Annotated in this window: 16 protein-coding genes; 3 read left to right on the forward strand and 13 right to left on the reverse strand. The window is 71.7% G+C overall.

Annotation, left to right across the window (positions count from 1 at the left end):
* Window positions 1-324: 324 nt before the first annotated feature.
* Complete coding sequence (locus AB0M26_RS08140; RefSeq protein ID WP_365256403.1) at window positions 325-2,325, forward strand: N-acetylmuramoyl-L-alanine amidase; 2,001 nt, start codon at window positions 325-327, stop codon at window positions 2,323-2,325.
* Window positions 2,326-2,430: 105 nt separating this feature from the next.
* On the opposite strand, the gene AB0M26_RS08145 is transcribed toward AB0M26_RS08140, so the two are convergent.
* The 6 genes from AB0M26_RS08145 to AB0M26_RS08170 form a co-directional block, all read right to left on the reverse strand.
* Complete coding sequence (locus AB0M26_RS08145; protein ID WP_365256406.1) at window positions 2,431-2,931, reverse strand: hypothetical protein; 501 nt, start codon at window positions 2,929-2,931, stop codon at window positions 2,431-2,433.
* Window positions 2,932-3,434: 503 nt separating this feature from the next.
* The gene (locus tag AB0M26_RS08150; protein ID WP_365256409.1) at window positions 3,435-3,674 is read right to left on the reverse strand and encodes a DUF397 domain-containing protein; all 240 of its coding nucleotides are present in this window, start codon (window positions 3,672-3,674) and stop codon (window positions 3,435-3,437) included.
* Window positions 3,675-3,749: 75 nt separating this feature from the next.
* On the reverse strand, window positions 3,750-4,916 hold the full coding sequence (locus AB0M26_RS08155; RefSeq protein WP_365256412.1) for a thiolase domain-containing protein: 1,167 nt from the start codon (window positions 4,914-4,916) through the stop codon (window positions 3,750-3,752).
* The gene (locus AB0M26_RS08160; protein ID WP_365256415.1) at window positions 4,913-6,004 is read right to left on the reverse strand and encodes a thiolase domain-containing protein; all 1,092 of its coding nucleotides are present in this window, start codon (window positions 6,002-6,004) and stop codon (window positions 4,913-4,915) included. The genes AB0M26_RS08155 and AB0M26_RS08160 overlap by 4 nt, the downstream gene beginning before the upstream one ends.
* Window positions 6,001-6,990, reverse strand: a complete 990-nt coding sequence (locus tag AB0M26_RS08165; protein ID WP_365256418.1) for an OB-fold domain-containing protein — start codon at window positions 6,988-6,990, stop codon at window positions 6,001-6,003. The genes AB0M26_RS08160 and AB0M26_RS08165 overlap by 4 nt, the downstream gene beginning before the upstream one ends.
* Window positions 6,991-7,214: 224 nt before the next feature.
* Entirely contained in the window at window positions 7,215-8,015 is an 801-nt protein-coding gene (locus tag AB0M26_RS08170) for a crotonase/enoyl-CoA hydratase family protein (RefSeq protein WP_365256420.1), read from the reverse strand.
* Between the two features lie 205 nt (window positions 8,016-8,220).
* On the opposite strand from AB0M26_RS08170, the gene AB0M26_RS08175 reads away from it, so the two are divergent.
* On the forward strand, window positions 8,221-9,846 hold the full coding sequence (locus AB0M26_RS08175) for an acyl-CoA synthetase (protein WP_365256423.1): 1,626 nt from the start codon (window positions 8,221-8,223) through the stop codon (window positions 9,844-9,846).
* Window positions 9,847-10,113: 267 nt separating this feature from the next.
* Here the strand turns inward: AB0M26_RS08175 and AB0M26_RS08180 are convergent, their stop codons facing one another.
* From AB0M26_RS08180 to AB0M26_RS08200, 5 genes are all read right to left on the reverse strand, one after another.
* Complete coding sequence (locus AB0M26_RS08180) at window positions 10,114-10,662, reverse strand: type 1 glutamine amidotransferase domain-containing protein (protein WP_365256425.1); 549 nt, start codon at window positions 10,660-10,662, stop codon at window positions 10,114-10,116.
* 101 nt (window positions 10,663-10,763) lie between these two features.
* Window positions 10,764-11,315 carry a VOC family protein gene (locus AB0M26_RS08185; RefSeq protein WP_365256428.1) on the reverse strand — a complete coding sequence of 184 codons (552 nt, stop codon included), beginning with the start codon at window positions 11,313-11,315 and terminating at the stop codon, window positions 10,764-10,766.
* Window positions 11,316-11,563: 248 nt separating this feature from the next.
* Window positions 11,564-13,066 carry an acyl-CoA synthetase gene (locus tag AB0M26_RS08190; protein WP_365256431.1) on the reverse strand — a complete coding sequence of 501 codons (1,503 nt, stop codon included), beginning with the start codon at window positions 13,064-13,066 and terminating at the stop codon, window positions 11,564-11,566.
* Between the two features lie 108 nt (window positions 13,067-13,174).
* Window positions 13,175-14,725 (reverse strand): acyl-CoA synthetase, encoded by a 1,551-nt coding sequence (locus tag AB0M26_RS08195; protein ID WP_365256434.1) that lies wholly within the window; start codon window positions 14,723-14,725, stop codon window positions 13,175-13,177.
* A 70-nt stretch (window positions 14,726-14,795) separates the two neighbouring features.
* Entirely contained in the window at window positions 14,796-15,902 is a 1,107-nt protein-coding gene (locus AB0M26_RS08200; RefSeq protein ID WP_365256437.1) for a nitronate monooxygenase family protein, read from the reverse strand.
* Window positions 15,903-16,048: 146 nt separating this feature from the next.
* Between AB0M26_RS08200 and AB0M26_RS08205 the strand changes: the two genes are divergently transcribed.
* Complete coding sequence (locus AB0M26_RS08205; RefSeq protein WP_365256440.1) at window positions 16,049-17,812, forward strand: serine hydrolase; 1,764 nt, start codon at window positions 16,049-16,051, stop codon at window positions 17,810-17,812.
* A gap of 219 nt (window positions 17,813-18,031) precedes the next feature.
* Here AB0M26_RS08205 and AB0M26_RS08210 read toward each other — a convergent pair whose 3' ends face one another.
* A complete protein-coding gene (locus AB0M26_RS08210) occupies window positions 18,032-19,588 on the reverse strand; it encodes an NAD(P)/FAD-dependent oxidoreductase (RefSeq protein WP_365256443.1) in 1,557 nt (518 codons plus the stop codon).
* Window positions 19,589-19,879: 291 nt separating this feature from the next.
* Complete coding sequence (locus tag AB0M26_RS08215) at window positions 19,880-22,480, reverse strand: tetratricopeptide repeat protein (RefSeq protein WP_365256446.1); 2,601 nt, start codon at window positions 22,478-22,480, stop codon at window positions 19,880-19,882.
* Between the last annotated feature and the right edge of the window lie 16 nt (window positions 22,481-22,496).

The following is a 22,496-nucleotide window of genomic DNA, read 5'->3' on the forward strand; positions in this document are numbered from 1 at the left end:
CACGTCGAGTCGGTGGAGCTGCTCCACGCCGCACACGTGGAGGGCTTTGGCTCGTCCCCCGACCGGGGGAGCCCGGATGCGCCGCAGCGTGCTGTGCGGATCAGGCTCTATCGGTCCACGCCAATGACGCGCCGCAGGTCGGAGCCGGTACTTTCGGAAACTCCCGCAAGGCGTCCGTGACGTGCGACGATCCCCGCGTGCGGCATGATTGACGGATCGTCGGTCAAGCGATAGCTCTAGTCGGGCTGTCCCCACCCACCGACTGCTCGTCCCCCACCCGTCAGTCTGCGCATCACCTGGCACAGCCCAGCCCGAGGAGGCTGCATGCGAGGATCCGCTCCCGACAGTGCGAGAACCACGCGTCGACGCATGACCCGGGCGGCGGGCGCCACGGCGACCGCCGCTCTGCTGTTCCCCCTACTCTCCGCCGCACCTCCGGCAACCGCCGCGCTGCCCGGTCCCGACGGTTCCCCCGCCTCCCTGCAGCGCGCCTTCTCCGACGCCGCCCAGCACTACAAGGTGCCGCAGAGCGTGCTGCTCGGCGTCGCGTATCTGCAGTCGCGCTGGGACACGCACCACGGCGCGCCCAGCGTGTCCGGCGGCTACGGCCCCATGCACCTCACCGACGCGCGCACCGCCCTCGCCACGGCGCCCCACCACAGCCACGGCTCCGAGGACCCGCGCGGCGACGACGCCCGTCCGGCCGAGCGGCTCACCCGTGCCGTGCCCAAGGCCGCCGAACTGCCCGCCCGGCTGCGGACGCTGGACAGGGCCGCCGCCGTGACCGGCATCGCCCCGAAGAAGCTGCGCGAGGACGCGGCGGCGAACATCCGCGGCGGTGCCGCCCTGCTCGCCGCCGCACAGAAGAAGCTCGGTCTGCCGCTGAGTGCCGACCCGGCACAGTGGTACGGCGCCGTGGCCCGCTTCTCGGGCGCCGACGACAAGACCACCGCCTCGACCTACGCCGCGGACGTCTTCGACGTCATCCGCAAGGGAGCGTCCCGGACCACCGACAGCGGCCAGCGCGTCGTCCTGTCCGCAGCGCCGGGCCTCACCCCGGACACCGGGCAGAGCCGGAAGCTGGGCCTGCGCACCGTGGACGCCACGAAGGCGGACTGCCCGCGAACTGTGGCCTGCGAGTGGTTCCCCGCGGCGTATGCGGAATTCGGCGAGGGCAACGAGCGGGACTACGGCAACCACGACAAGGCGGACCGCCCGCGCAGCCAGACGATCGACCACATCGTCATCCACGACATCGAGGGCTACTACGACTCGGCCCTGGAGCTGGTCCAGGACCCGACGTATGTGTCCTGGAACTACACACTCCGCTCCTCCGACGGCCACACCGCCCAGCACGTGGCGAACAAGGACGTCGCCTGGCACGCGGGCAACTGGTACATCAACTCCAAGTCCATCGGCCTGGAGCACGAGGGCTTCCTCACGGCGCCCGACACCTGGTACACGGAGGCGATGTACCGCGCCTCGGCACGGCTGGTGCGGTATCTGGCCTCGAAGTACGACATCCCGCTGGACCGGCAGCACATCCTGGGCCACGACAACGTCCCCGGCCCGACCCCCATGACCGTCCCCGGGATGCACACCGACCCCGGGCCGTACTGGGACTGGGCGCACTACTTCCGTCTGCTGGGCGCACCGCTGAAGGCCACCGCGGGCGCGCGCAGCGACCTGGTGACGATCCTCCCGGACTACGCCGGTAACCGGCCCGTCTACATCGGCTGCACCGACGCCGGCGACGACACCTGTCCCGAACACGGCTCGGCGGCCGTACGCCTGCACACCGAGCCGCGGACGGACGCGCCGCTGGTGAAGGACATCGGCCTGCGTCCCGACGGCTCGGACTCCACCAGGGGCGTCAACGACACCGGCGCCCGGGCGACGACCGGCCAGCAGTACGCGGTCGCCGAACGAAAGGGCGACTGGACCGCGATCTGGTACCTCGGGCAGAAGGCGTGGTTCCACAACCCGCGGACCCAGCCGAAGGCGGTGCCCGCCAAGGGAATGGTCCTCACGCCCAAGAAGGGCCGTGGGGAAGTCCCGGTCTACGGGAGGGCCTACCCGGAGAAGGCGGCCTACCCGGACGGCATCACCGTCCAGCCCCTGGACCCGCTGCCGTACAAGCTTCTGCCCGGCCAGAAGTACGCGGCGGGACTGAAGACGCGCGGCGAGTACTACTGGGCCACCACGTTCGACACGACGAACCACACGGTGGTGCGGGGCAAGCTGCAGTACTACCAGATCCAGCTGGGGCACCGGGTCGCCTTTGTGAAGGCCGACGATGTGACCGTGCGCCGCTCACTCTCGTAGGAGCGGAACGCTCGCAGGAGGTTCGAGAGCCGCCGTCCGGCAGGGCCGGGCGGCGGCTCATCGTGATGTGTGGGGATATGCGGCCGCGACACGGGGACGGTTGCTTCAGGACTGCTGGAACATCTCCGCGGGAAGCGGCTTGAGCAGCGCGTACAGATCCTCGGTGATCGGCCGGTCCCAGCTCGCGATGGTGACCAGCACACCGTCGCTGCGGTCGAACTGGACGCAGGAGACCCGCTCCTCGGAGACCACGATGCGCTTGACGATGAGGAGGTTGTCCTCCTGCATCACGGGCGTGTCCTCGGTCTCGACGACATGCACCGGCTCATCGTTGCCGAGGGCGGCGAGGAGCTGCGCGACCTCGAACGGGGGCTGATCCTCGCCGACTTCCCGCGCCGGGGAGCCCTCGGGCAGATTGCCGATGATCATCGCAGGGCCGCGTCCGCCGAACAGGTCGTAGCGGAGAAAGACGCCCTGGCAGCTTCCGTCGGGGGCAGGCAGCAGGCCGGCGCCCAGATTGCCGGGCCAGTCGCCGGGGTCCATCGCCAGGACGTCGAAGTCCGGCCCGGTGGGCGAGGCTGCGCTGCGGCGGCGGAGGAAGGACATGCGGACATGGTACGTGCCCGCGCGTCGCCCGCGTCCGGGGGCACGGGCGCGTCATGCATGGGCCGGGCCGGTGCCGCCCCGGCGCGGCCGCTCCTGCGTGGCGTCCCCGGGCACGGGCCGGGGCGGCTTCCCCGGGCACGTTTGCCGGGGCGGCAGCCCCGGCCGCGGGCGGGGCGCAGGGTGCGGTCGGGACGGGCGGGAAGAGGGATGCCGCTGTGGTCGTCTCGGAGCCGCCGGCCTTGTGCTCTCGTACGTCGAGGGCTGTGCCGGCCTCCCCCCGGGCGGACGGCGTGCGCGGGTGGAAGGCGAACCGAGCACGGCGCGCGACGAGGGGCGCCCGTCGCGCGACAACGGGGCCCGGCGCGCGCCACCGCGATCGTGCGGGCGCGGGCCGTACGGCAGGACGCGGCCGATCGGCCGGAAACGACATCGCACCCGGGTCGTGCCCGCTCGGATGAGCGGGGACGGCGCGGGTGCGATGTCCTGCTCCGGGTCTCCGTCCGTCAGGTGAGGTCGAACTCGCCGTCACGCGCGCCGAGGACGAACGCGCGCCATTCCGCGGGGGTGAAGATGAGTGACGGTCCTTCCGGGTTGCGGCCGTCCCGCATCGCGATATAGCCCTCGACAAAGGCGATCTGGACATCGCCCGTGCCCTGGCTGCTTGACTGCCACTCGGCGGTGCTCAGATCGAGCTTGGGCTTGGTGAATTCCGCCAGTGGCTGTTGTGTGGTGCTGTCGGCCACGTCCGTGCTCCTCCCGGTTCGTCTACCCCGGTCAGCCTAGCGATCGTGACGGGAGGCGCACAGGCCGCAACGGCATTACGCACCCGGGGGTTCGGATCCGACCAGCCACATGGAGAAGAACTGCGAGCCACCGCCGTACGCATGACCGAGCGCCAGCCGGGCGCCGCCCACCTGGTGCTCCCCCGCCCGGCCGCGGACCTGCAGTGCGGCCTCGGCGAACCGGATCATTCCCGATGCGCCGATGGGGTTGGTGGACAGAACTCCGCCCGAAGGATTGACGGGCAGGTCCCCGTCCAGCTCGGTAACACCCGATTCGGTGAGCTTCCACCCCTCGCCCTCATCGGCGAAGCCCAGGTTCTCCAGCCACATCGGCTCGTACCAGGAGAACGGCACGTACATCTCGACGGCGTCGATCTCCCGGCGTGGATCGGTGATCCCGGACTGCCGGTACACGTCGGCGGCGCAGTCCTTGCCCGCCTGCGGGGAGACGAAGTCCTTGCCCGCGAACATCGTCGGCTCACTGCGCATGGCGCCGCCGTGCACCCAGGCCGGCGGATACGGGGCACGTGCGGCGCCCTCCCGTCCGGTGAGGACCATTGCGCAGGCGCCGTCGGAGGACGGGCAGGTCTCGGAGTAGCGGATGGGGTCCCACAGCATGGGAGAGGACTGCACCTTCTCCAGGGTGATGTCGTGCTCGTGCAGATGGGCGTACGGGTTCTTCAGGGCGTTGCGGCGGTCCTTGTACGCGACGAGGGAGCCGACGGTGTCGGGTGCGCCGGTCCGCCGCATGTACGCCCGTACGTGCGGTGCGAAGAAGCCGCCCGCACCGGCCAGTAGCGGCTGCTGGAACGGGATCGGCAGGGACAGGCCCCACATGGCGTTGGACTCGGACTGCTTCTCGAACGCACACGTGAGGACGGTGCCGTGGATACGGGCGGCGACCAGGCTCGTGGCGACGAGCGCGGTCGAGCCGCCGACCGATCCGGCCGTGTGGACGCGGAGCATCGGCTTGCCCACCGCGCCGAGCGCGTCGGCGAGGTAGAGCTCCGGCATCATCACGCCCTCGAAGAAGTCGGGCGCCTTGCCGATGACGACGGCGTCGATGTCGGCCCAGGTCAACTGGGCGTCGTCCAGGGCACGTACAGCCGCTTCGCGCACGAGTCCGGCGATGGAGACGTCGCGGCGGGCGGCGACGTGCTCGGTCTGGCCGATCCCGACGACGGCGACGGGCTCTTTGCTCATGCCGGATCCCCTTCCAGGACGGCGACGAGGTTCTGCTGGAGGCAGGGGCCGGAGGTGGCGTGCGCCAGCGCGCGGTCGGAGGCGCAGCGGTGGATGCGGGAGGCGGCCTCGCCGAGCCGGATGAGCCCGGCCGCCATGACGGGATGGGCGGCGAGAGCCCCGCCCGAGGGGTTGACGTCGACGCCGTCGCCGAGCCGCAGCGCCTTGCGCAGCACGACTTCCTGGGATGTGAAGGGGGCGTGCAACTCCGCGGTGTCGACGGGCTGTCGGAAGGCGCCGGCCCGTTCTGCCGCGAGCCGGGTGGACGGTGAGTCGGTGAGGTCGCGTACACCGAGGCTGTGGGCCTCGATGCGGTGGTCCATGCCGCGGATCCAGGCGGGCCTTGAGCACAGCCTGCGCGCGGTGTTCCCCGCGGCCAGGACGATGGCGGCCGCGCCGTCGCCCACCGGTGGCACGTCGTGGCGGCGCAGAGGCCGCACGAGGTAGTCGTCACCCAGGAGTTGACCGGGGTCGAGGTCGGCCGGGCCGCCGAGTTGCGCGTACGGGTTGTCCGCGGCGGCTGCACGGCTGCGGGCGGCGACCCCGGCGAGCGCACGCTCGTCCGTCTCCCCGGCGTCGATGAGCGCCTGCGCCTGGAGTGCGGCGAGCGAGACGGCGTCCGGCCAGAGCGGGGCCACGTAGTACGGGTCGAGCTGGCGCGTCATCACGTCGCGGACCCGGCCGGGCGAGGACTTGCCGTAGGAGTAGACGAGTGCGGTCTCCGCGTCTCCCGTGAGGAGCTTGACCCAGGCTTCGTACAGCGCCCAGGCGCCGTCCATCTCGACGTGGGACTCGGAGATCGGCGGCCAGGCGCCGACCCCGTCCAGGGCCATCGTGAAGGAGAACGCCCGGCCCGCCAGATAGTCGCTGGAGCCGGAGCAGGTGAAGTCGATCTCGCCGGCCTTGAGCCCGACCTGGCCGAGGACGTCCTCCAGGACCGGGAGCAGCATCTCGACCTCGGAGACCTCGGCCGTGTCGGCCCGGTGGCGGGTCTGGGCGAAGGCGACGATCGCGACGCCCCGACCGTCGTCGCTGAAGTCGGGTGTCACAGCAGCTCCTTGTACGTGTCGTAGTCCGCGTCGGGCTCGCCGGTGGGCCGGTAGTGGTCGGGGTAGCGGCCGCCCTCGGCCCAGACGGGCTCGACGCGCAGTCCCATGCGGACCTGGTCGTAGGGGATGCCGGCGATGCGCCCGTGGAGCGCCAGGTCGGCGCCGTCAAGGGCGATATGGGCGTAGACGTAGGGCACTTCGATGTCGAGGTTCTTGGCCTTGATGTTGACGATGCAGAAGGTGGTGACCGTGCCGCGCGGCCCGCACTCGACCTGCTCGGTGGTGGCCACCCCGCAGGTGGGGCAGGCGCCGCGCGGGGGCACGTAGACCTTGCGGCAGGACGGGCAGCGCTCGCCGGTCATGCGGTGCGCGGCGAGGGCGGTGAGGTAGCGGGTCTGCGCCCGGCCTGGCGAATAGCTGTACTCCAGCCTGGCGGGGGCGACGATGCCGGTGACGGGATCGTCGAACTCCCCGCTGTGCGAGGCCGCTTGGGGTTCGGCCGTGTCACCGCCGGGCGCGTTCCCGTGCTGCCCCTCCTCCTCCGGCTCGAAGCAGGCGATGTCGGTGATGGCGCCCGTGCGCTCGGCGGCCCACCGGACACGGACGCGCAGTCCGGTCCGTACGGCCTCTGGGCCGGGGACGTCGAGCGCGTGCAGCAGGGCGGTGCCGGCGCCGTCGAGACGCACGAGGACCCAGGCGAAGGGGGTGGAGAGCGGTTGGTTCGGTCGGGGGGCCGGGTTCCAGGCCCAGGTCGTGACGGTTCCGGTCGTGCCGACCTCGACGAGGTCGCGGAGTTCGTCGGCGGTCACCGGGTCGTACTCCACGGGCGGTACGAGCACCCGCCCGTCGCCGGTTCGCGCGCCGAGGACGATGCGCTCGCGCAGCCCGGTGAGGAAAGCGCTCTGCACCGGCCCGAGGGAACGGGTGAAGGGGAATTCCACGACCAGCTGTGCGCGGAGCACCTCCGGTGCGGGGGTGGATGTCATGGCTGTCTCTCCTCCGTCGGGGGCGGCGGTTCGTGCCGCGGCGGGGACGCCCTCCCGCACCAGCGGCACGGCGTACGGGGCGTGGCAGGGCAGACGGCGGCATGGGCTGGCGGTGCCCGTGGGCGGCAGGGCGCCGCCCGTTGGGTCGGCGCGTCCCGCTCGCCTCGCCCCGTCGGCCGATCGATGGGGAACCGGGTCGGCCGCCGCACCGGAGCGGGGCGGCACTAGGCGCGCCGGAAGTCGGGCCTGCGCTTCTCGGCGAAGGCCCGGGAGCCCTCCTTGGCGTCGGCGGTGTCGAAGATCGGCCACCCGCGGGCGAGTTCGTGCTTCAGCCCCTCCTCCTCGGTGCAGTCGGCGGTCTCGTACACGCTGGCCTTGACGGCCTCGACGGCGAGCGGCCCGTTGGCGTTGATGAGCTCCGCGGTCTCCAGGGCCATCTCCAGCGCGGTGCCGTCGGGGACGACGTGGCCCACGAGCCCGATGCGCTGTGCCTCGGCCGCGCTGTACGGGCGTCCGGTGAGCAGCATTTCCAGCGCGTGCGTGCGCGGGATCTGGCGCGGCAGGCGGACGGTGGAGCCGCCGATCGGAAAGAGGCCCCTGCGCACCTCGTAGAGGCCGAAGGTGGCACCCTCACCCGCGATGCGGATGTCGGTGCCCTGGAGGATCTCGGTACCGCCCGCGACGCAGTGGCCCTCGACGGCCGCGATCACCGGCTTGCGCGGCCGGTAGTGCCGAAGCATCGCCTTCCAGTGCAGGTCGGGGTCGGCCTTCATCCGGTCGCGGTACTCCTGCCCGTCCCTTCCGTTGCCCGCGAGGGCCTTGAGGTCCATGCCGGTGCAGAAGGCCCCGCCGGCGCCGGTGAGGACGACCGACCGGACGGAGTCGTCCTCGTCGGCCTCCGACCAGCCGTCGTGGAGACCCACCAGCATCGGCAGGGAGAGCGCGTTCTTCGCCTCCGGCCGGTTGAGGGTGAGCACCAGGGTGGCGCCTTCGCGCCGCACCGTGAGGTGCGCGGTCCCGCCCATGACAGTCCTCCCGTCTCGAGACCTGGAACAGGTTGCAGGAGGTGGAGGAGCAGTTCAAGAGTTTTTCTGACAGGTAGTCAGATTTCTTGGGGCGGGACTCTTCCCACCTGCGCCCGCTGACGCTCTAATAACCGCCCAAGGCCCGTGGCCGCACGCCGGGAAACACCTCGGTCGGCTGGAGCCCCCGACGGGATCAGGAGGAACGGTGGAGTTCAACCTTGCCGACCTGTTCGAGTCGATCGCCGATGTCGTCCCGGACCGGGAGGCGCTGGTGTACGTCGACCATCCCGGCAGCGGTGCCGAGCGCCGTCTGACGTACGCCGGACTCGACACGGCGGCCAACCGACTGGCCCACCACCTCGCGGACAGCGGCATCGGCGCGGGCGAACACGTCGGCCTGTACCTCTACAACGGCGTCGAATACCTCCAGACCGTCCTCGCCTGCCTCAAGCTCCGGGCCGTTCCGGTCAATGTGAACTACCGGTACGTGGAGGAGGAACTGGTCTACCTCTTCCGCGACGCCGATCTGGCCGCGCTGGTCTTCGATGCCGAGTTCACCGGTCGGGTGGCGGGGGCTCTGCGCCGAACCACGGTGCTGCGCCACCTCATCCGGGTGGGCGCAGCGGACGCGGAAACGCCCCGGCCCCTTGTCCGGCCGGTCGAGTTCACCGATGCCGAGGCGGCCGGCTCCCCCGGCCGCGGCTTCGGATCGCGCTCCGCCGACGACCGGTTCATCATCTACACCGGCGGCACCACCGGCATGCCCAAGGGTGTGATGTGGCGTCAGGAGGACCTGTTCTTCGCGGGCATGGGCGGCGGGGCGCCGACCGGCGTGCCGGTCTCCCGGCCCGGGGAGCTGGCGGAGCGGGTGGCCGGGAGCGGCGAGGGCATCGTCTTCTTCCCCACTCCGCCGCTGATGCACGGCACGTCAACGCTCACCGCGTTCATCGGCTTTCACTTCGGGCAGAAGGTCGTCCTGCACCGCAAGTTCGTGCCGGAGGAGGTTCTGCGCACCGTCGAGCGCGAGAGGGTGACCAGCATGTCGCTGGTCGGGGACGCGATGCTGCGGCCACTGGTGGACGCTCTGGCGGGGCCGCTGAAGGGGACGGACACCTCGTCGCTGTTCAGCGTCAGCAGCTCGGGCGCGGTCCTGTCCGAGACGATACGAGAGCGTTTCCGCGAACTCGTGCCGCACGCCGTCCTGCTCAACAACTTCGGCTCTTCCGAGTCCGGCTTCAACGGCACCGCGACGGACGACGCCGGGCCCGCCACGGGTTTCCGGATCCGCGTCAACGACCGTACGACGGTGGTGGATCCGGTCACACTGGTGCCCGCGGGGGTCGGTGAGCCGGGCCGGGTCGCCCAGTGCGGTCACGTACCCCTCGGCTATTACAACGACCCCGCGAAGACCGCCGAGACCTTCTTCGAGCGGGACGGCACGCGGTGGGTGCTGCTGGGCGACATGGCGACGGTGGACGAACACGGGGTCGTGACCGTCCTCGGTCGCGGCTCTCAGTGCATCAACACCGGGGGCGAGAAGGTCTATCCGGAGGAGGTCGAGCAGGCCCTCAAGGCGCATCCGGACGTGTACGACGCCCTGGTGACGGGCGTACCGGACCCGACCTGGGGCAACCGGGTCTCGGCGGTGGTGCAGGTGCGCGAAGGCGCGGCCGAGCCGACCCTCGAGGAGATCCAGGAGCACTGCAGGCCCAGACTGGCCGGATACAAGGTCCCCCGCGGCCTGGTCGTCGCCCCGTTCATCCAGCGCTCCCCCAGCGGCAAGGCGGACTACCGGTGGGCCCGTACGGTGGCGGCGGAGGGCCGGGTATGACCGGCGGCGGGCCGGGCCTCGGGAACGGCCTGCGCCTTCGGGGCGCTTCACGAACGGCCCACGCATGGAAGGGGCTTGACGAGCCGTCCGCCCCTCTTTGGGGGGCGGACGGCTCCGGGCTTCCGGGTGCGCGGACGGGGCCGCGACTCCTGGTGGGTGCGGACGGCTGCGGACTCCCCGGCGCCGCGACTCCCGGGGGGAGCGGCTCCGGGCTCCCTGGCCCCGCGACTCCTGGTGGGCGCGGACGGCTCCGGACTCCCTGGCGGCTCAGCCCTGCCGGGCGGTCACGGGGAACTCCGTCACCACGGCGTCGATGAACGCCTTGAGATCGGCCGGCTTGCGGCTGGTGATCAGCGTGCTCGGGGCTTCGCGACAGATGTGCACCTGCTCGTCGACCCACAGGCCGCCCGCGTTCCGGATGTCGGTCTGCAGGCTCGGCCAGGACGTCAGTGTGCGGCCGCGCACCACGTCCGCCTCGACGAGCGTCCAGGGCGCGTGGCAGATGGCGGCCACCGGTTTGCCCGCGTCGAAGAAGCTCTTGACGAAGGCCACGGCCCTTGCGTCCATCCGCAGGAAGTCCGGGTTGGCCACGCCACCGGGCAGTACGAGTGCGTCGTAGTCGTCCGCCGATGTCTCGGTGACGGTCCGGTCCACGGAGAAGCTGTCGGCCTTGTCGAGATGGTCGAACGCCTGGATCTTGCCGCCCTTGGTGGAGACGAGCTCCGGCGTGCCGCCGGCATCGCGCACGGCCTGCCAGGGATCGGTCAGCTCCACCTGTTCGACACCCTCGGGGGCCACGAGGAAGGCTACCTTCACGTTCTTCACGTCCTCTCGGCCATCGGCTGTGCTTGCCCTGCACCGCTCGACTGCCCGGCTCGAGGAGGACGAAACGGGCCTCCGGGGGCCACGGTGTGCGGTCAGGCACGCGCCCCGGGTGATCCCTCGAGGGTCTCGCCCAGGATCGGGGTCCCTTCGAAGATGCCCAGCCGCTCCCGGTAGAGCTCGATGGGCACGCCGTTCGGATCGTGCAGATAGAGGCTGTCCTCCACGCCGCGGTCCGGCCCCGCGTACGGTATCCCGGCCGCGTCGAGCGCCTTGCGCGCGGCGCCGAACTGCTCCTCGCCCACCGAGATCGCCAGGTGCTGGATCCCACCGACGGTCTCGGCGAACGAGGGGTGGTCATGGCCGGGAAAGTCGAAGAATCCGAGCAGATTGCCGTGGCCGATGTCGAAGAAGAAGTGGGTGGAGCCGCGGTAGTCGCGGTTCTCCACGATCTCGACGAGCGGGAAGCCGAGGAACTCCTGGTGGAACCGGATGGTCTCCTCGACGTCGCGGCAGATGAACGCGACGTGGTGGACGCCGCGCGCCGTGGTCACCGGCCGGCCCCGCCCCTCGCGGAGATAGCGGGCCCGAAGCTCCTCACGATGCGCTCGCAGGGCCTCAAGTGCGGCTCCCTCGGGCTGGGGCATTCCTGCACACCTCCTGAACGGTGATTGCATTCTCAACCATTATCCTGCGGTCGCCGTGCATACGGCGAGAGGGCCTCGGCCGGGGACCGTTCCGCGGGTGTGCGGGCAGAGGACGCGTACGGCGGGGTGCGTGAGCCGTACGGCGACAGGAGTTCAGAAGGGGGGCGAGCATCGGCGGTGCCCGGAACCGGCTCCGGAAGAACCGGCTCCGGAAGGCGGTGCCCGGTACGGATACCCCAGGGCGGCGCTCAGGAGGGGGTGAACCGCTCCCGCAGCTCACGCTTGAGAATCTTCCCGCTCGCGTTCCGCGGCAGGGCGTCGACCAGGAAGACCTGCTTGGGTGCCTTGAAGTGGGGCAGCCGTTCCCTCGCGTGGTCGAGCAGATCCCGCGGCTCGACCTCGCCGCGCGGGACGACGACGGCCGTGACCGCCTCGATCCACCGCTCGTCGGCGAGCCCGATGACGGCCACCTCGGCGACGGCGGGGTGCTCGTACAGCACGTCCTCCACTTGGCGGGACGCGACGAGCACACCCCCGGAGTTGATCACGTCCTTGACCCGGTCGACAACGGTGAAGTAGCCATCGCCGTCGCGTACGACGAGGTCACCGGAGTGGAACCAGCCGCCCCGGAAGGCCTCCTCCGTCTCCTCCGGCTTGCCCCAATAGCCTTCGCAGAGCTGCGGCGAACGGTAGACGACCTCTCCTGGCGTTCCGTCGGGCACCTCCTGACCCGCCTCGTCGACGACGCGTGCCTCCACGAAGAGCACCGGCCGCCCGCAGGAGTCCATGCGGCCCTCGTGCTCGTCCGGGCCCAGGACGGTTGCGAGCGGACCGATCTCGCTCTGGCCGAAGCAGTTGTAGAAGGCCAGGCCGGGCAGGCGGGCGCGGAGGCGCTCCAGGACGGGTACGGGCATGATCGAGGCGCCGTAGTAGGCCTTGCGCAGCGCCGTCAGATCGCGGTCGGCGAACCCGGGATGGCTGGACAGGCCGATCCAGACGGTGGGCGGGGCGAAGAGGCTGTCCGCGCGCCCGGACTCCACGAGGCCGAAGATCCGCGCCGCGTCGGGGGCGTCGAGGATCGTGTTCTCCGCCCCGACCGCGAGGCAGGGCAGCAGGAACACATGCATCTGCGCGGAGTGGTACAGCGGCAGTGCGTGGACCGGCCGGTCCGACTCCCTCAGATCGAGCGCGGTGATGGCGCTGACGTACTCGTGGACCAGCGCGCGGTGCGTCATCATCGCACCCTTGGGCAGCGCCGTGGTGCCGGAGGTGTACAGGAGCTGGACGAGTTGTTCGGCGGCCGGATCGGCGTCCCCTTCGTACGGGCGGGCACCGCCCAGCCGCGCAAGGAGCGAGTCGTCCACGTCGCGCAGCGGCAGGACCTCGAACGGTTCCGGGATCTCCCCCCTCATCCCGGGGTCGGCCAGCACCAGCGAACTCCCCGACTGCTGAAGGATGTAGCGCAGGTCGTCGCCCGTGAGGTGGTGGTTGACGGGTACGTGCACCAGCCCCGCGCGGGAGCAGCCGAGGAAGCCGATCAGATAGGCGTCGGAGTTGTGACCGTACGAGGCGACCCGGTCGCCGGGCCGGAGCCCTTGGTCGCGCAGGACGGCGGCCGCCGCGGAGACGGCCCCGTCGAGTTCGCCGTACGTCCAGGCGCGAGGCCCGTACCGTACGGCGGTACGCCCGGGCACCCGCCGTGCGCTGCGCCGCAGAACCCCGTCCACCGTGCTGCTCCATGCACCGGTCATGGCGTGATCCTGTTGGTCCGCACCTCCCGGGTCAAGTCGCCTGGCCCGGGCAGGCGCGAGGAGGATCCGGCCACGACCGGGCGGCCGGGCCGCTGTGTTGACGGGCCGTCATACTGCGCGTTCGCGACCTTCCCAGTACGGCTCGCGCAACCGTCGTTTGTAGAGCTTGCCGTTGGGGTCGCGCGGCATGGCATCGGTGAAGTCGACGGACCGGGGGCGCTTGTACCCGGCGAGCCGTTCCGCGCAGTGGGCGAGGATGGCCTCGGCGAGCACGGGTCCGGCGGTGTCGCCCTCTGCCGGTTCGACGACCGCCTTCACCTCCTCGCCCCAGTCGTCGTGCGGGATGCCGAAGGCGGCCGCGTCCGCCACGGCGGGGTGGGTGAGGAGGACGGACTCGATCTCCGCGGGGTAGATGTTGACCCCGCCCGAGATGATCATGTCGATCTTTCGGTCGCGGAGGTAGAGATAGCCGTCCTCGTCCAGGAATCCGAGATCGCCGACGGTGAAGAAGTCGCCGATGCGGTTCTTCCGGGTCTTGTCCTCGTCCTTGTGGTAGCTGAATCCGCCGGTGCTCATCTTCATGTAGACGGTGCCGAGTTCACCGGGCGGCAGGCGGTTGCCGTCGTCGTCGAAGACGGCGAGTTCGCTGATCGGCCATGCCTTGCCGACCGTTCCCGGCTTCTTCAGCCAGTCATCGGCAGGCGCGAAGGCGCCGCCGCCCTCGCTCGCCGCGTAGTACTCCTCGACGCAGTGGCCCCACCATCCGATCATGGCGCGTTTGACGTGGTCGGGGCACGGGGCGGCGCCGTGGATGGCGTGCCGCATGGCCGACACGTCGTACCGCTTCTTCACCTCGTCGGGCAGGGCGAGGAGCCGGTGGAACTGGGTCGGCACCATGTGCGTGTGGGTGCAGCGGTGACGGTCCATCAGTCGCAGCATGCCCTCCGGCGTCCACTTGTCCATCAGGACGACCCTGTGACCGATGTGCAGGGAAGCGCCCGCGAATTGGAGAACGGCGGTGTGGTAGAGCGGCGAGCAGACGAGGTGGACGTTGCCGTCGAAGGGCCGGATGCCGAAGATGCCGAGAAAGCCGCCGAGATGGGTCTCCTCCGGTGGCTTGCCCTGGAGCGGCCTGCGGATGCCGCGCGGCCGGCCGGTGGTGCCGGACGTGTAGTTCATGACCCAGCCGAGGGTGCGTTCGGCCGGCGGGGTCGCGGGACGTCCGGCGAGCAGGTACTCGTACGGCCGGAAGCCGTCGATGGCACCGACCGCGTAGCGCTGCTCGACGGGCAGGCCCGCCTCGTCGGCCGCCCGCCTCGCCTGCTCGGCGAAGCGCTCGTGGGCGATCAGCACCTTCGCCCCGGAGTCGGCGACGATCCAGGCGATCTCCGGGCCGACGAGATGGTGGTTGACCGGCACGAGGTAGAGCCCCGCCTGGGAGGCGGCGAGGTAGGCGGTGAAGAACTCCACACCATTGGGGAGGACGACGGCGAAGGCGTCGCCCTTCCGGAGCCCGGCCGCGCGCAGCCCGTGCACGAGCCGGTTGCACGCGGCGTGCAGCCGGCCGGCGGTCCACTCCTCGCCGTCGGGGGCGATGAGGACCGGACGGTCCGGGTCCTGGACCGCCTGGGCCCAGAATCCGTTGGGGGCTTCCGACATGGCTCGGGTCTCCTTCCGGGGAGGACCGGGGCTGATGGAAACGGACTGGCCGATTGCTGGTGACGAGGCGTCAGGATTCCTGTCCTGCGATGCGGTTGATGCGGTCGACAGCGCTCTCGAAGCCCCGGGTGAGGTCGTCGACGACGGCCTGCACGCTGCGCTCGGAGGTCATCGACCCCACGATCTGGCCGACGGGCGTGCCCAGCAGCGGCTCCACCTCGTACTTCTGGATGCGGGATACGGCCTCGGCGACCAGCAGCCCCTGGAGCGGCATCGGCAGGGCGCCGGGTCCGGCCGGGTCGTCCCAGGCGTCCGTCCACTCCGTGCGCAACTGGCGTGCGGGCTTGCCCGTGAGAGCCCGTGAGCGGACGGTGTCGCCGGAGCCCGCGGCGAGAAGCTTCCGCGTGAGGGCCGGTGAGTGCAGGTCGGCCTCCTCGGTGGTGAGCCAGAGGGAGCCGAGCCAGACGCCCTGAGCGCCGAGCGCGAGTCCGGCGGCGATCTGTTCGCCGCTCCCGATGCCGCCCGCGGCGAGTACGGGCAGCGGATCCACGGCGCGTACGACCTCGGGGACGAGCACCATGGAGGCGATCTCTCCGGTGTGGCCGCCCGCCTCGTAGCCCTGTGCGACGACGATGTCGATGCCCGCCTCGGCGTGGCGCCGCGCGTGCTTGGCGCTGCCGGCCAGGGCGGCCACGAGGATGTCGTTGTCGTGGGCGCGGGCGACGACATCGGCGGGTGGCGAGCCGAGGGCGTTGGCGAGGAGCCGCACCGGGTAGTCGAAGGCCACGTCGAGCTGGGAGCGGGCGACGTGTTCCATCCAGCCGGTGATGCGCCATCCGGACGCCTCGCCGGACCTCAGCTCGGGGACGCCGTGCTTGGTGAGCAGGTCCTGGACATAGGCACGGTGTCCCTCGGGGATCATCGCCTCGACGTCCGCCTCGGTCACGCCCGCGACCCTCCTGGCGGGCATGACGACATCCAGGCCGTACGGCCTCCCGTCGGTGTGATCCTCCATCCAGTCGAGGTCGCGTGCCAGATCGCCGGGCGCACCGTAGCGGACGGCACCGAGGACGCCGAAGCCGCCGGCGCGGGTGATGGCCGCGGCCACGGCGGGGAACGGCGTGAACCCGAAGATGGCGTGCTCCGCGCCCAGTTTCCTGCTCAGCTCCGTCTGCATGCGCGCAGGATGCCGCAGCGGGCCGGACGAGGGAAGAGATTTTCTGATGCGGCGTCAGATTGGCTGGGCTCCTTGACAGGGCCACGGTACGGGAAGAAAGTTTCGACGTCGGATCGGTGGATCGAAAGATTCTTTCAGGAGGTCCTGTGAATCGGCGTCAGTTCGGTGCCGGTGCGCTGGCGCTCGGCGGATCGTTGTTGCTGGCCTCTCCGCCCGTGCACGCCACCTCCGCGCCGGGTGCCCGCTCCCGCGCGCACACCACGCTCCGGCGTGGCACCCCGGCCCGCGCCGGACTCCTGGAGCAGCACATCGGGCAACTGGTCACCGACGCCGGTGCGTACCTGGGTCCGTCGCCGAAGTACCCCTACTACGCGGGGGCGGCGATGCTCGCGGGCCGCGGAGGCACGGTGGCGCTGGAGGACGCCATCGGCTACGCACTGCGGTACTCCCGGTACGACGAGGCCACCGACACCGGTGTGGAGCTCCCGGCCGCGGAACGGATCCCGATGGCCCCGGACACCGTCTTCGACCTCGCCTCCGTTTCAAAGCTCTTCACCTCGATCCTCGCCGTACAGCAGATCGAGCGCGACGAGCTGAAGCTGGATGCCACGGTCGCCTCGTACCTCCCCGAGTTCGGCGCCGCGGGCAAGCAGGCCATCACCATCCGGCACCTCCTCACCCACACCTCCGGGTTCCGGCCGGACCTGAACTTCTTCGACCAGCCGACCTGGGAGGAGAAGCTGCGGCTGCTGTGGAACGAGGCGCCGCTCAATCCGCCGGGCAGCAAGTACCTCTACTCGGATCTCAACCTCATCTCGCTCCAGTTCGTCCTCGAGCGGATCACCGGCCGCCCGCTGGACGTCCTGCTGCGCGAGGACATCACCCGCCCGCTCGGGATGGCGTCCACCCGCTACAACCCGCCCGCCGACTGGAAGCCCCGGATCGCCGCCACCGAGGACGAGCGCAAGCCCTGGGCACGGCTGGACCGGGGACTGGTGTGGGGCGAGGTGCACGACGAGAACGCCTGGTCCTTCGGCGGAGTCGCCGGGCACGCGGGCGTCTTCTCCTGCGCCTGGGACCTCGCCGTACTGTGCCGCACCCTGCTGAACGGCGGCGCGTACGGCTCCGCGCGCATTCTGCAACCCGAGTCGGTGGAGCTGATGTTCACCGACTTCAACACCGCCTTTCCCGGCGACGAGCACGGGCTCGGCTTCGAGCTGTACCAGCACTGGTACATGGGTGCGATGGCGACCCCACGCACCGCCGGGCACACCGGCTTCACCGGCACCTCGATCGTGCTGGACCCGAGCACCGACTCCTTCCTCGTGCTCCTCTCCAACTCCGTTCACCCGTGCCGCACCTGGCGCTCGGGCAGCGCGCCGCGGGCCGCCGCGGCGGACAACATGGCGCGCGCCGTGCCGGTACGCCCTGCTCACGGGGGTACGGCCTGGTTCTCCGGGATGCCGACGGCCCGCTCGGTCACGCTCGCGCTGCCGCCCGTCACGGTCACGCACGCGAGCGCGTCGCGGCTGCTGTTCTCGCTCTGGTGGGACACCGAGCCGTCGGCCGACCGGCTGTTCCTGGAGGCGTCCACGGACGGCGGCGAGAGCTGGCAGCGCGTGGCGTTCGCAACGGCGGCTCCCGGCGGTTCGCCGGTGCAGCACCCGGACGGTGCGCTGACCGGCTGGTCCGGGCGCGTCTGGCACAGGGCGCAGGCCGACCTGTCGGCGTGGCGCGGCAGGCCCGTGACCCTGCGCTGGCGATACACCACCGATGCCCAATACGTGGGGCGGGGCGTGTACGCCGACGGGATCCGGGTCGAGGACGGCGGGCGCATCCTCTTCGACGACGCGCGGTCCGCGGACGCCTCCCGCGTCGCCCTGGCGGGCTGGTCCGCGGAGAGGAACTGATCCCGGGCACCCGGAAAGCCGCGGTGCTCCGCGAGTGGCCGACGTGGTCCGTGAGTGGCCGGCGCGCTCCGCGAGTGGCCGACGCGCTGCGTGCGTGGCCGGCGCGCTGCGGGTACGTCGTCGCGCAGAGGACGTGTGGACGGCGGTCCGGCACACACGCCGTTCTGGGCGCCGCTGTGCGCCCCCCCACCGCGAGGAATCGCACAGCGAACTCCCCCGCTACTCCCCCATCACCGCCATCGCCGCGTTGTGCCCCGGGATACCGCTGACACCACCGCCGCGGACCGCACCGGCGCCGCACAGCAGGATGTTCGGATGCGCCGTCTCCACGCCCCAGCGGCCCGTGGATTCGGTCGCGTACGGGAAGGAAAGCTCGCGGTGGAAGATGTTGCCGCCGGGCAGCCCGAGGTCGCGTTCCAGGTCCAGTGGCGTCTTCGCCTCGATGCACGGCCTGCCGTCGGCGTCCGTCGCCAGGCAGTCCGTGATCGGCTCGCCGAGACAGGCGTCGAGCTGGGCCAGCGTGGACTTCAGCAGCTCCTCCCGTACGGCGTCGTTGTCGCGCTCGAACAGCCGGGCGGGCACGTGCAGCCCGAAGAGGGTCAGCGTCTGACAGCCCTCGGCGACCAGCTCGGGACCGAGGATCGACGGGTCGGACAGGGAGTGGCAGTAGATCTCCGACGGCGGTGCGGACGGCAGCTCACCGGCCGCGGCCTGCTCGTAGGCCGTCGCCAACTGCCCGTATCCCTCGGCGATATGGAAGGTCCCGGAGAAGGCGTCGCGCGGGTCGACGTCCGGGTCGCGCAGCCTGGGCAGCCGCTTCAGCAGCATGTTCACCTTCAATTGCGCGCCCTCGGGCTTGGGCACCGTCGCTTCCTCACCGAGCAGGGCGGCGAGGGCGTGCGGGGCGGCGCCTACGAGGACGTGCCGGGCGCCCACAGTCCCTTCGCCGTCGGCGGTGCGGTAGGTGACCTCCGCGTTCCTGCCGTCGGTGGCGATCGCGGTGGCCTCGTGTCCGGTGACGATCTCTGCGCCCGCGGTCCGGGCCGCGCCCGCGAGGGCGTCGGTGAGCGCCCCCATTCCTCCGACGGGGACGTTCCAGTCGCCGGTTCCGCCACCGATCACGTGGTAGAGGAAGCAGCGGTTCTGCCGGAGCGTCTCGTCGTGCGCGTCGGCGAACGTGCCGATCAGCGCGTCGGTGAGGACCACGCCGCGGACGAGGTCGTCCTCGAAGGTCTCTTCCAGCGCGACCCCGATCGGTTGCTCGAACAGCGCCTGCCAGGCCGCGTCGTCCCTGACCAGCCTGCGCAGCTCCTCGCGTGCCGGCAGCGGCTCGGTGAGAGTGGGGAACACGCGACCGGCGAGCCGCAGTGTCATGCCGTAGAACTCCTGCCAGGCGCGGAAGTCCCGGTCCGACTCGGTGAGCCGGGTGAACGCCTCGCGAGTACGCGCGTCGCTCCGGCTGTCCACCAGCAACCCGGTCGCACGGCCGTCCCGTACGGCGGGGGTGTAGGAGGAGACGGTGCGTTCGGCCACCGCGAAGCCCAGGTCCAGGTCCCGCACGATCTTCTGCGGCAACAGGCTGACCAGGTAGGAGTAGCGGGACAACCGGGCGTCGACCCCGGCGAAGGGGCGCGTGGACACGGCGGCGCCGCCGGTGTGGTCCAGCCGTTCGAGCACGAGCACGCTGCGCCCGGCGCGGGCGAGGTAGGCGGCGGCGGTGAGGCCGTTGTGGCCACCGCCGATGATCACTGCGTCGTAGGTCTCCTTGGCAGGCATGCCTCTTGGTAACACGGCCTCCACCTCCTGCGCAGTGGTGCCTCCGGCGGTGGGCGCGGAGAACGGTCGCTGTGCGCGCGTAGGGAGCCGTACGACGGGTTGCGCCGGGTCGTACGACGGGTCCGCGCTCAGGCCCGCCGTACGACAGCGTCCGCGCTCGGGTCTGCCCTACCACGGGTCCACGCTCAGGCCCGCCGTACCACGGTTCCCGCCGGGCCGTACGACCGGACCGCTGGGCCGCGCGGCTGGGGTCGTGCCGCTCCGGCGGACGGCTCCCGGCCGCCGGGCCGGTCAGCGGCCGCCCGCGGGGCGCTGCCGACGGAGGTCCGCAACGCGGCGAAGAAGCGCCTGCGCCTCCTCCGAGCGGCCGAGCTGCTCCAGGCAGTGGGCCTCGTCGTTGCGGCTGGTCAGGGTGTCGGTGTGGTCCACGCCGAGGACCCGCTCACGGGCACGGGCCACCTCGCGGTGGACGGCCAGCGCCTCGGGCCAGCGGCCCAGCCGGCCGAGTCCGACGGCCACCTCACGGCGGCTGGCGACCGTGTCGGGATGGTCGCCGCCCAGGACGTCTCCGCGGATCTCACCCACCGTCCGAGCCTCGGCGACGGCCTCCTCCCAGCGCTCCAGTCGCCCCAGGTTGACTCCGAGGACGTGGCGGGCGCGCAGCGTCTCGGGGTCGGCCGCTCCCTGCACGCGGGTGCGGTCCTCCACCAGGTCGCGGCAGAGCGCGAGCGCCTCCTCGCTCCGGCCGAGCCGCCCCAGGCTGATTGCGACCTCGTAGCGGGCGGCAAGGGTGTCGGCGTGGTCGGGGCCCAGCGCCTCGCTCCGCGCCGCGGCGACCTCGCGGTAGGCGTCGAGGGCTTCCTGCCAGCGGCCCAGCAGGCCGAGCGCATAGGCGACTTCGCACCGGGTGACGAGAGTGTCCGGATGGTGCTCGCCGAGTACGCGGGCGCGGTCCGCGGCGGTGTCGCGCGCCATCGCGTACGAGTCCTCCAGCCGCCCGAGGCGGCCGAGGTTGAAGGCGAGGTTGTGACGGCAGCGGAGGGTGTCGGGGTGGTCGGCGCCCATCGTCCGCTCGCGCACGGCGAGTACGGCGGTGTAGATCTGGTGCGCCTCGAAATGGCGGTCGAGCAGCCCCAGGACGTAGGCGGCCTCTTGGCGGGCGGCGAGGGAGTCGGGGTGCTCCGGGCCGAGCACTCGCTCGCGCCCCTCGGCGACCCGGCCGAACTCCCGGAGCGCGTCGGCGGCGCGGCCGAGCCGGGTGAGGGTGAAGCCGATTTCGTAGCGGCTGGCGAGCGTATCGGGGTGATCGGGGCCGAGGGCATGCTCGCGCTCGGCGGCGACCGAACGGTGCACCTCGCCCGCCTCGGCCCAGCGGCCCAGACGGCCCAGGCTGAGCCCTGCGTTGTGCCGCCCGGCGAGGACGGTGAGCAGTTCGGGCGGCGGCGGTGTGGGCCGGTCCTCGACGGGTGACGGCTCGGGCGGCCGGTACGGGGCGGGGCGTGCGATCCATTCGCCGGTGAGCGCCGCGGCCAACGGATCCGGCCGCGCGGCGGACGTGGCCGGGCAGGAGTGCGCCCTCGATCCGGTGGTCATGGAGCGGGCCCAACCGGGCAGCGCGTGCGAGCCCGCGGCACGGGCGACGCGCAGCGTCGGCGACTCGGCGCGGGGCGGCCGTGCGGCGGGGCCGGCCTCCGGGTCGCCGCCGGCGCCATCGCCCGCGCCCGCGTCGTCCGCGTGCGATGCGCTGGGCGACGCGGCGCCGGGACCATGGAGCGCGGAGCCCTGAGGCCCGCTGCCCGGACCATGAGACGCGGTGGCCGAGGTGCCGTGAGGCGCGGTGGTCGGGGCGCCATGGGACGCGGCGCCGGGACCATGGAGCGCGGAGCCGTGAGGCCCGCTGCCCGGCGTGCCTTGGGGCGCGGTGGCCAAGGTGCCGTGAGGCGCGGTGCCGTGCCGGGTACCACCGTGCCGAACGGAGAAGACCGGCGCGTCGCCCGGGGCGGGAGTCCACACCGCCCCGGCCGCACCGCCGTACCGCGTGGCGTCGCGGGCCGCCGCGAGGCGTACGGCGATCGCCTCGGCGTCCCGCGGCCGGTCCTCGGGGTCCTTGGCGAGCAGGTCGAGCACCACCCGCTCCAGGAATTCGGGGAGTTCGGGCCGGTGGGTGCGTGGCGGCTCGGCCGGTGTGTCCCTGTGCCCGATGAGGATGGCCCAGGCGTCGCCGAGGTCGAACGGCGGGGCTCCGGTGGCGAGTTCGTACAGCACACAGCCCAGCGAGTACAGGTCGCTGCGGTGGTCCACGCCACCGTCGCCGATCTGCTCGGGCGACATGTAATGCGGGGTTCCCATGGCGATGCCGGTACCGGTCAGGCGGGCGGTGAAGCCGATGTCGTGGCCGAGCCGGGCGATGCCGAAGTCGCAGATCTTCACCGTGCCGTCGGTCAGCCGCATGATGTTCGCCGGCTTGAGGTCGCGGTGGACGATGCCCTGGCGATGCGTGTAGGCGAGGGCGGCGGCCACTTGATCGGCGACCTCCACGACGTCCGCGACGGGCAGCGGCTTGCGGCCGTTGTCCCGCATGAGCTGGCTGAGGTTACGGCCCTCCAGCAGCTCCATCACCAGATAGAGCACACCGTCGTGCTCGCCGAAGTCGTGGACGACGGTGATCCCGCGGTGCTGGAGCGCCGCGGCGACCCGCGCCTCTCGCCGGAACCGTTCGCGCAGCGCCCGGACGGTGGGCTGGTCGTGCTGACGGCCCACCGGCTTGAGGCACTTGACGGCCACGCGGCGGCCCAGGGCCTCGTCGACCGCGCGCCAGACCTCGCCCATGCCCCCGCGCCCGATCAGGTCCAGCAGCCGGTAGCGACCGTTGATCAGACTGGATTCCCCCATCGTCCGCTGTCGCCCC

This window comes from Streptomyces sp. NPDC051776, from assembly GCF_040681345.1.
Taxonomy (GTDB): Bacteria; Actinomycetota; Actinomycetes; order Streptomycetales; family Streptomycetaceae; genus Streptomyces.

Bases quoted from the DNA above. Each gene is read 5' to 3' on its own strand.
- AB0M26_RS08140 (WP_365256403.1), top strand. From the start codon at position 325: ATGCGAGGATCCGCTCCCGACAGTGCGAGAACCACGCGTCGACGCATG.
- AB0M26_RS08145 (WP_365256406.1), bottom strand. From the start codon at position 2,931: ATGTCCTTCCTCCGCCGCCGCAGCGCAGCCTCGCCCACCGGGCCGGAC.
- AB0M26_RS08155 (WP_365256412.1), bottom strand. From the start codon at position 4,916: ATGAGCAAAGAGCCCGTCGCCGTCGTCGGGATCGGCCAGACCGAGCAC.
- AB0M26_RS08165 (WP_365256418.1), bottom strand. From the start codon at position 6,990: ATGACATCCACCCCCGCACCGGAGGTGCTCCGCGCACAGCTGGTCGTG.
- AB0M26_RS08170 (WP_365256420.1), bottom strand. From the start codon at position 8,015: ATGGGCGGGACCGCGCACCTCACGGTGCGGCGCGAAGGCGCCACCCTG.
- AB0M26_RS08185 (WP_365256428.1), bottom strand. From the start codon at position 11,315: ATGCCCCAGCCCGAGGGAGCCGCACTTGAGGCCCTGCGAGCGCATCGT.
- AB0M26_RS08190 (WP_365256431.1), bottom strand. From the start codon at position 13,066: ATGACCGGTGCATGGAGCAGCACGGTGGACGGGGTTCTGCGGCGCAGC.
- AB0M26_RS08195 (WP_365256434.1), bottom strand. From the start codon at position 14,725: ATGTCGGAAGCCCCCAACGGATTCTGGGCCCAGGCGGTCCAGGACCCG.
- AB0M26_RS08200 (WP_365256437.1), bottom strand. From the start codon at position 15,902: ATGCAGACGGAGCTGAGCAGGAAACTGGGCGCGGAGCACGCCATCTTC.
- AB0M26_RS08210 (WP_365256443.1), bottom strand. From the start codon at position 19,588: ATGCCTGCCAAGGAGACCTACGACGCAGTGATCATCGGCGGTGGCCAC.
- AB0M26_RS08215 (WP_365256446.1), bottom strand. From the start codon at position 22,480: ATGGGGGAATCCAGTCTGATCAACGGTCGCTACCGGCTGCTGGACCTG.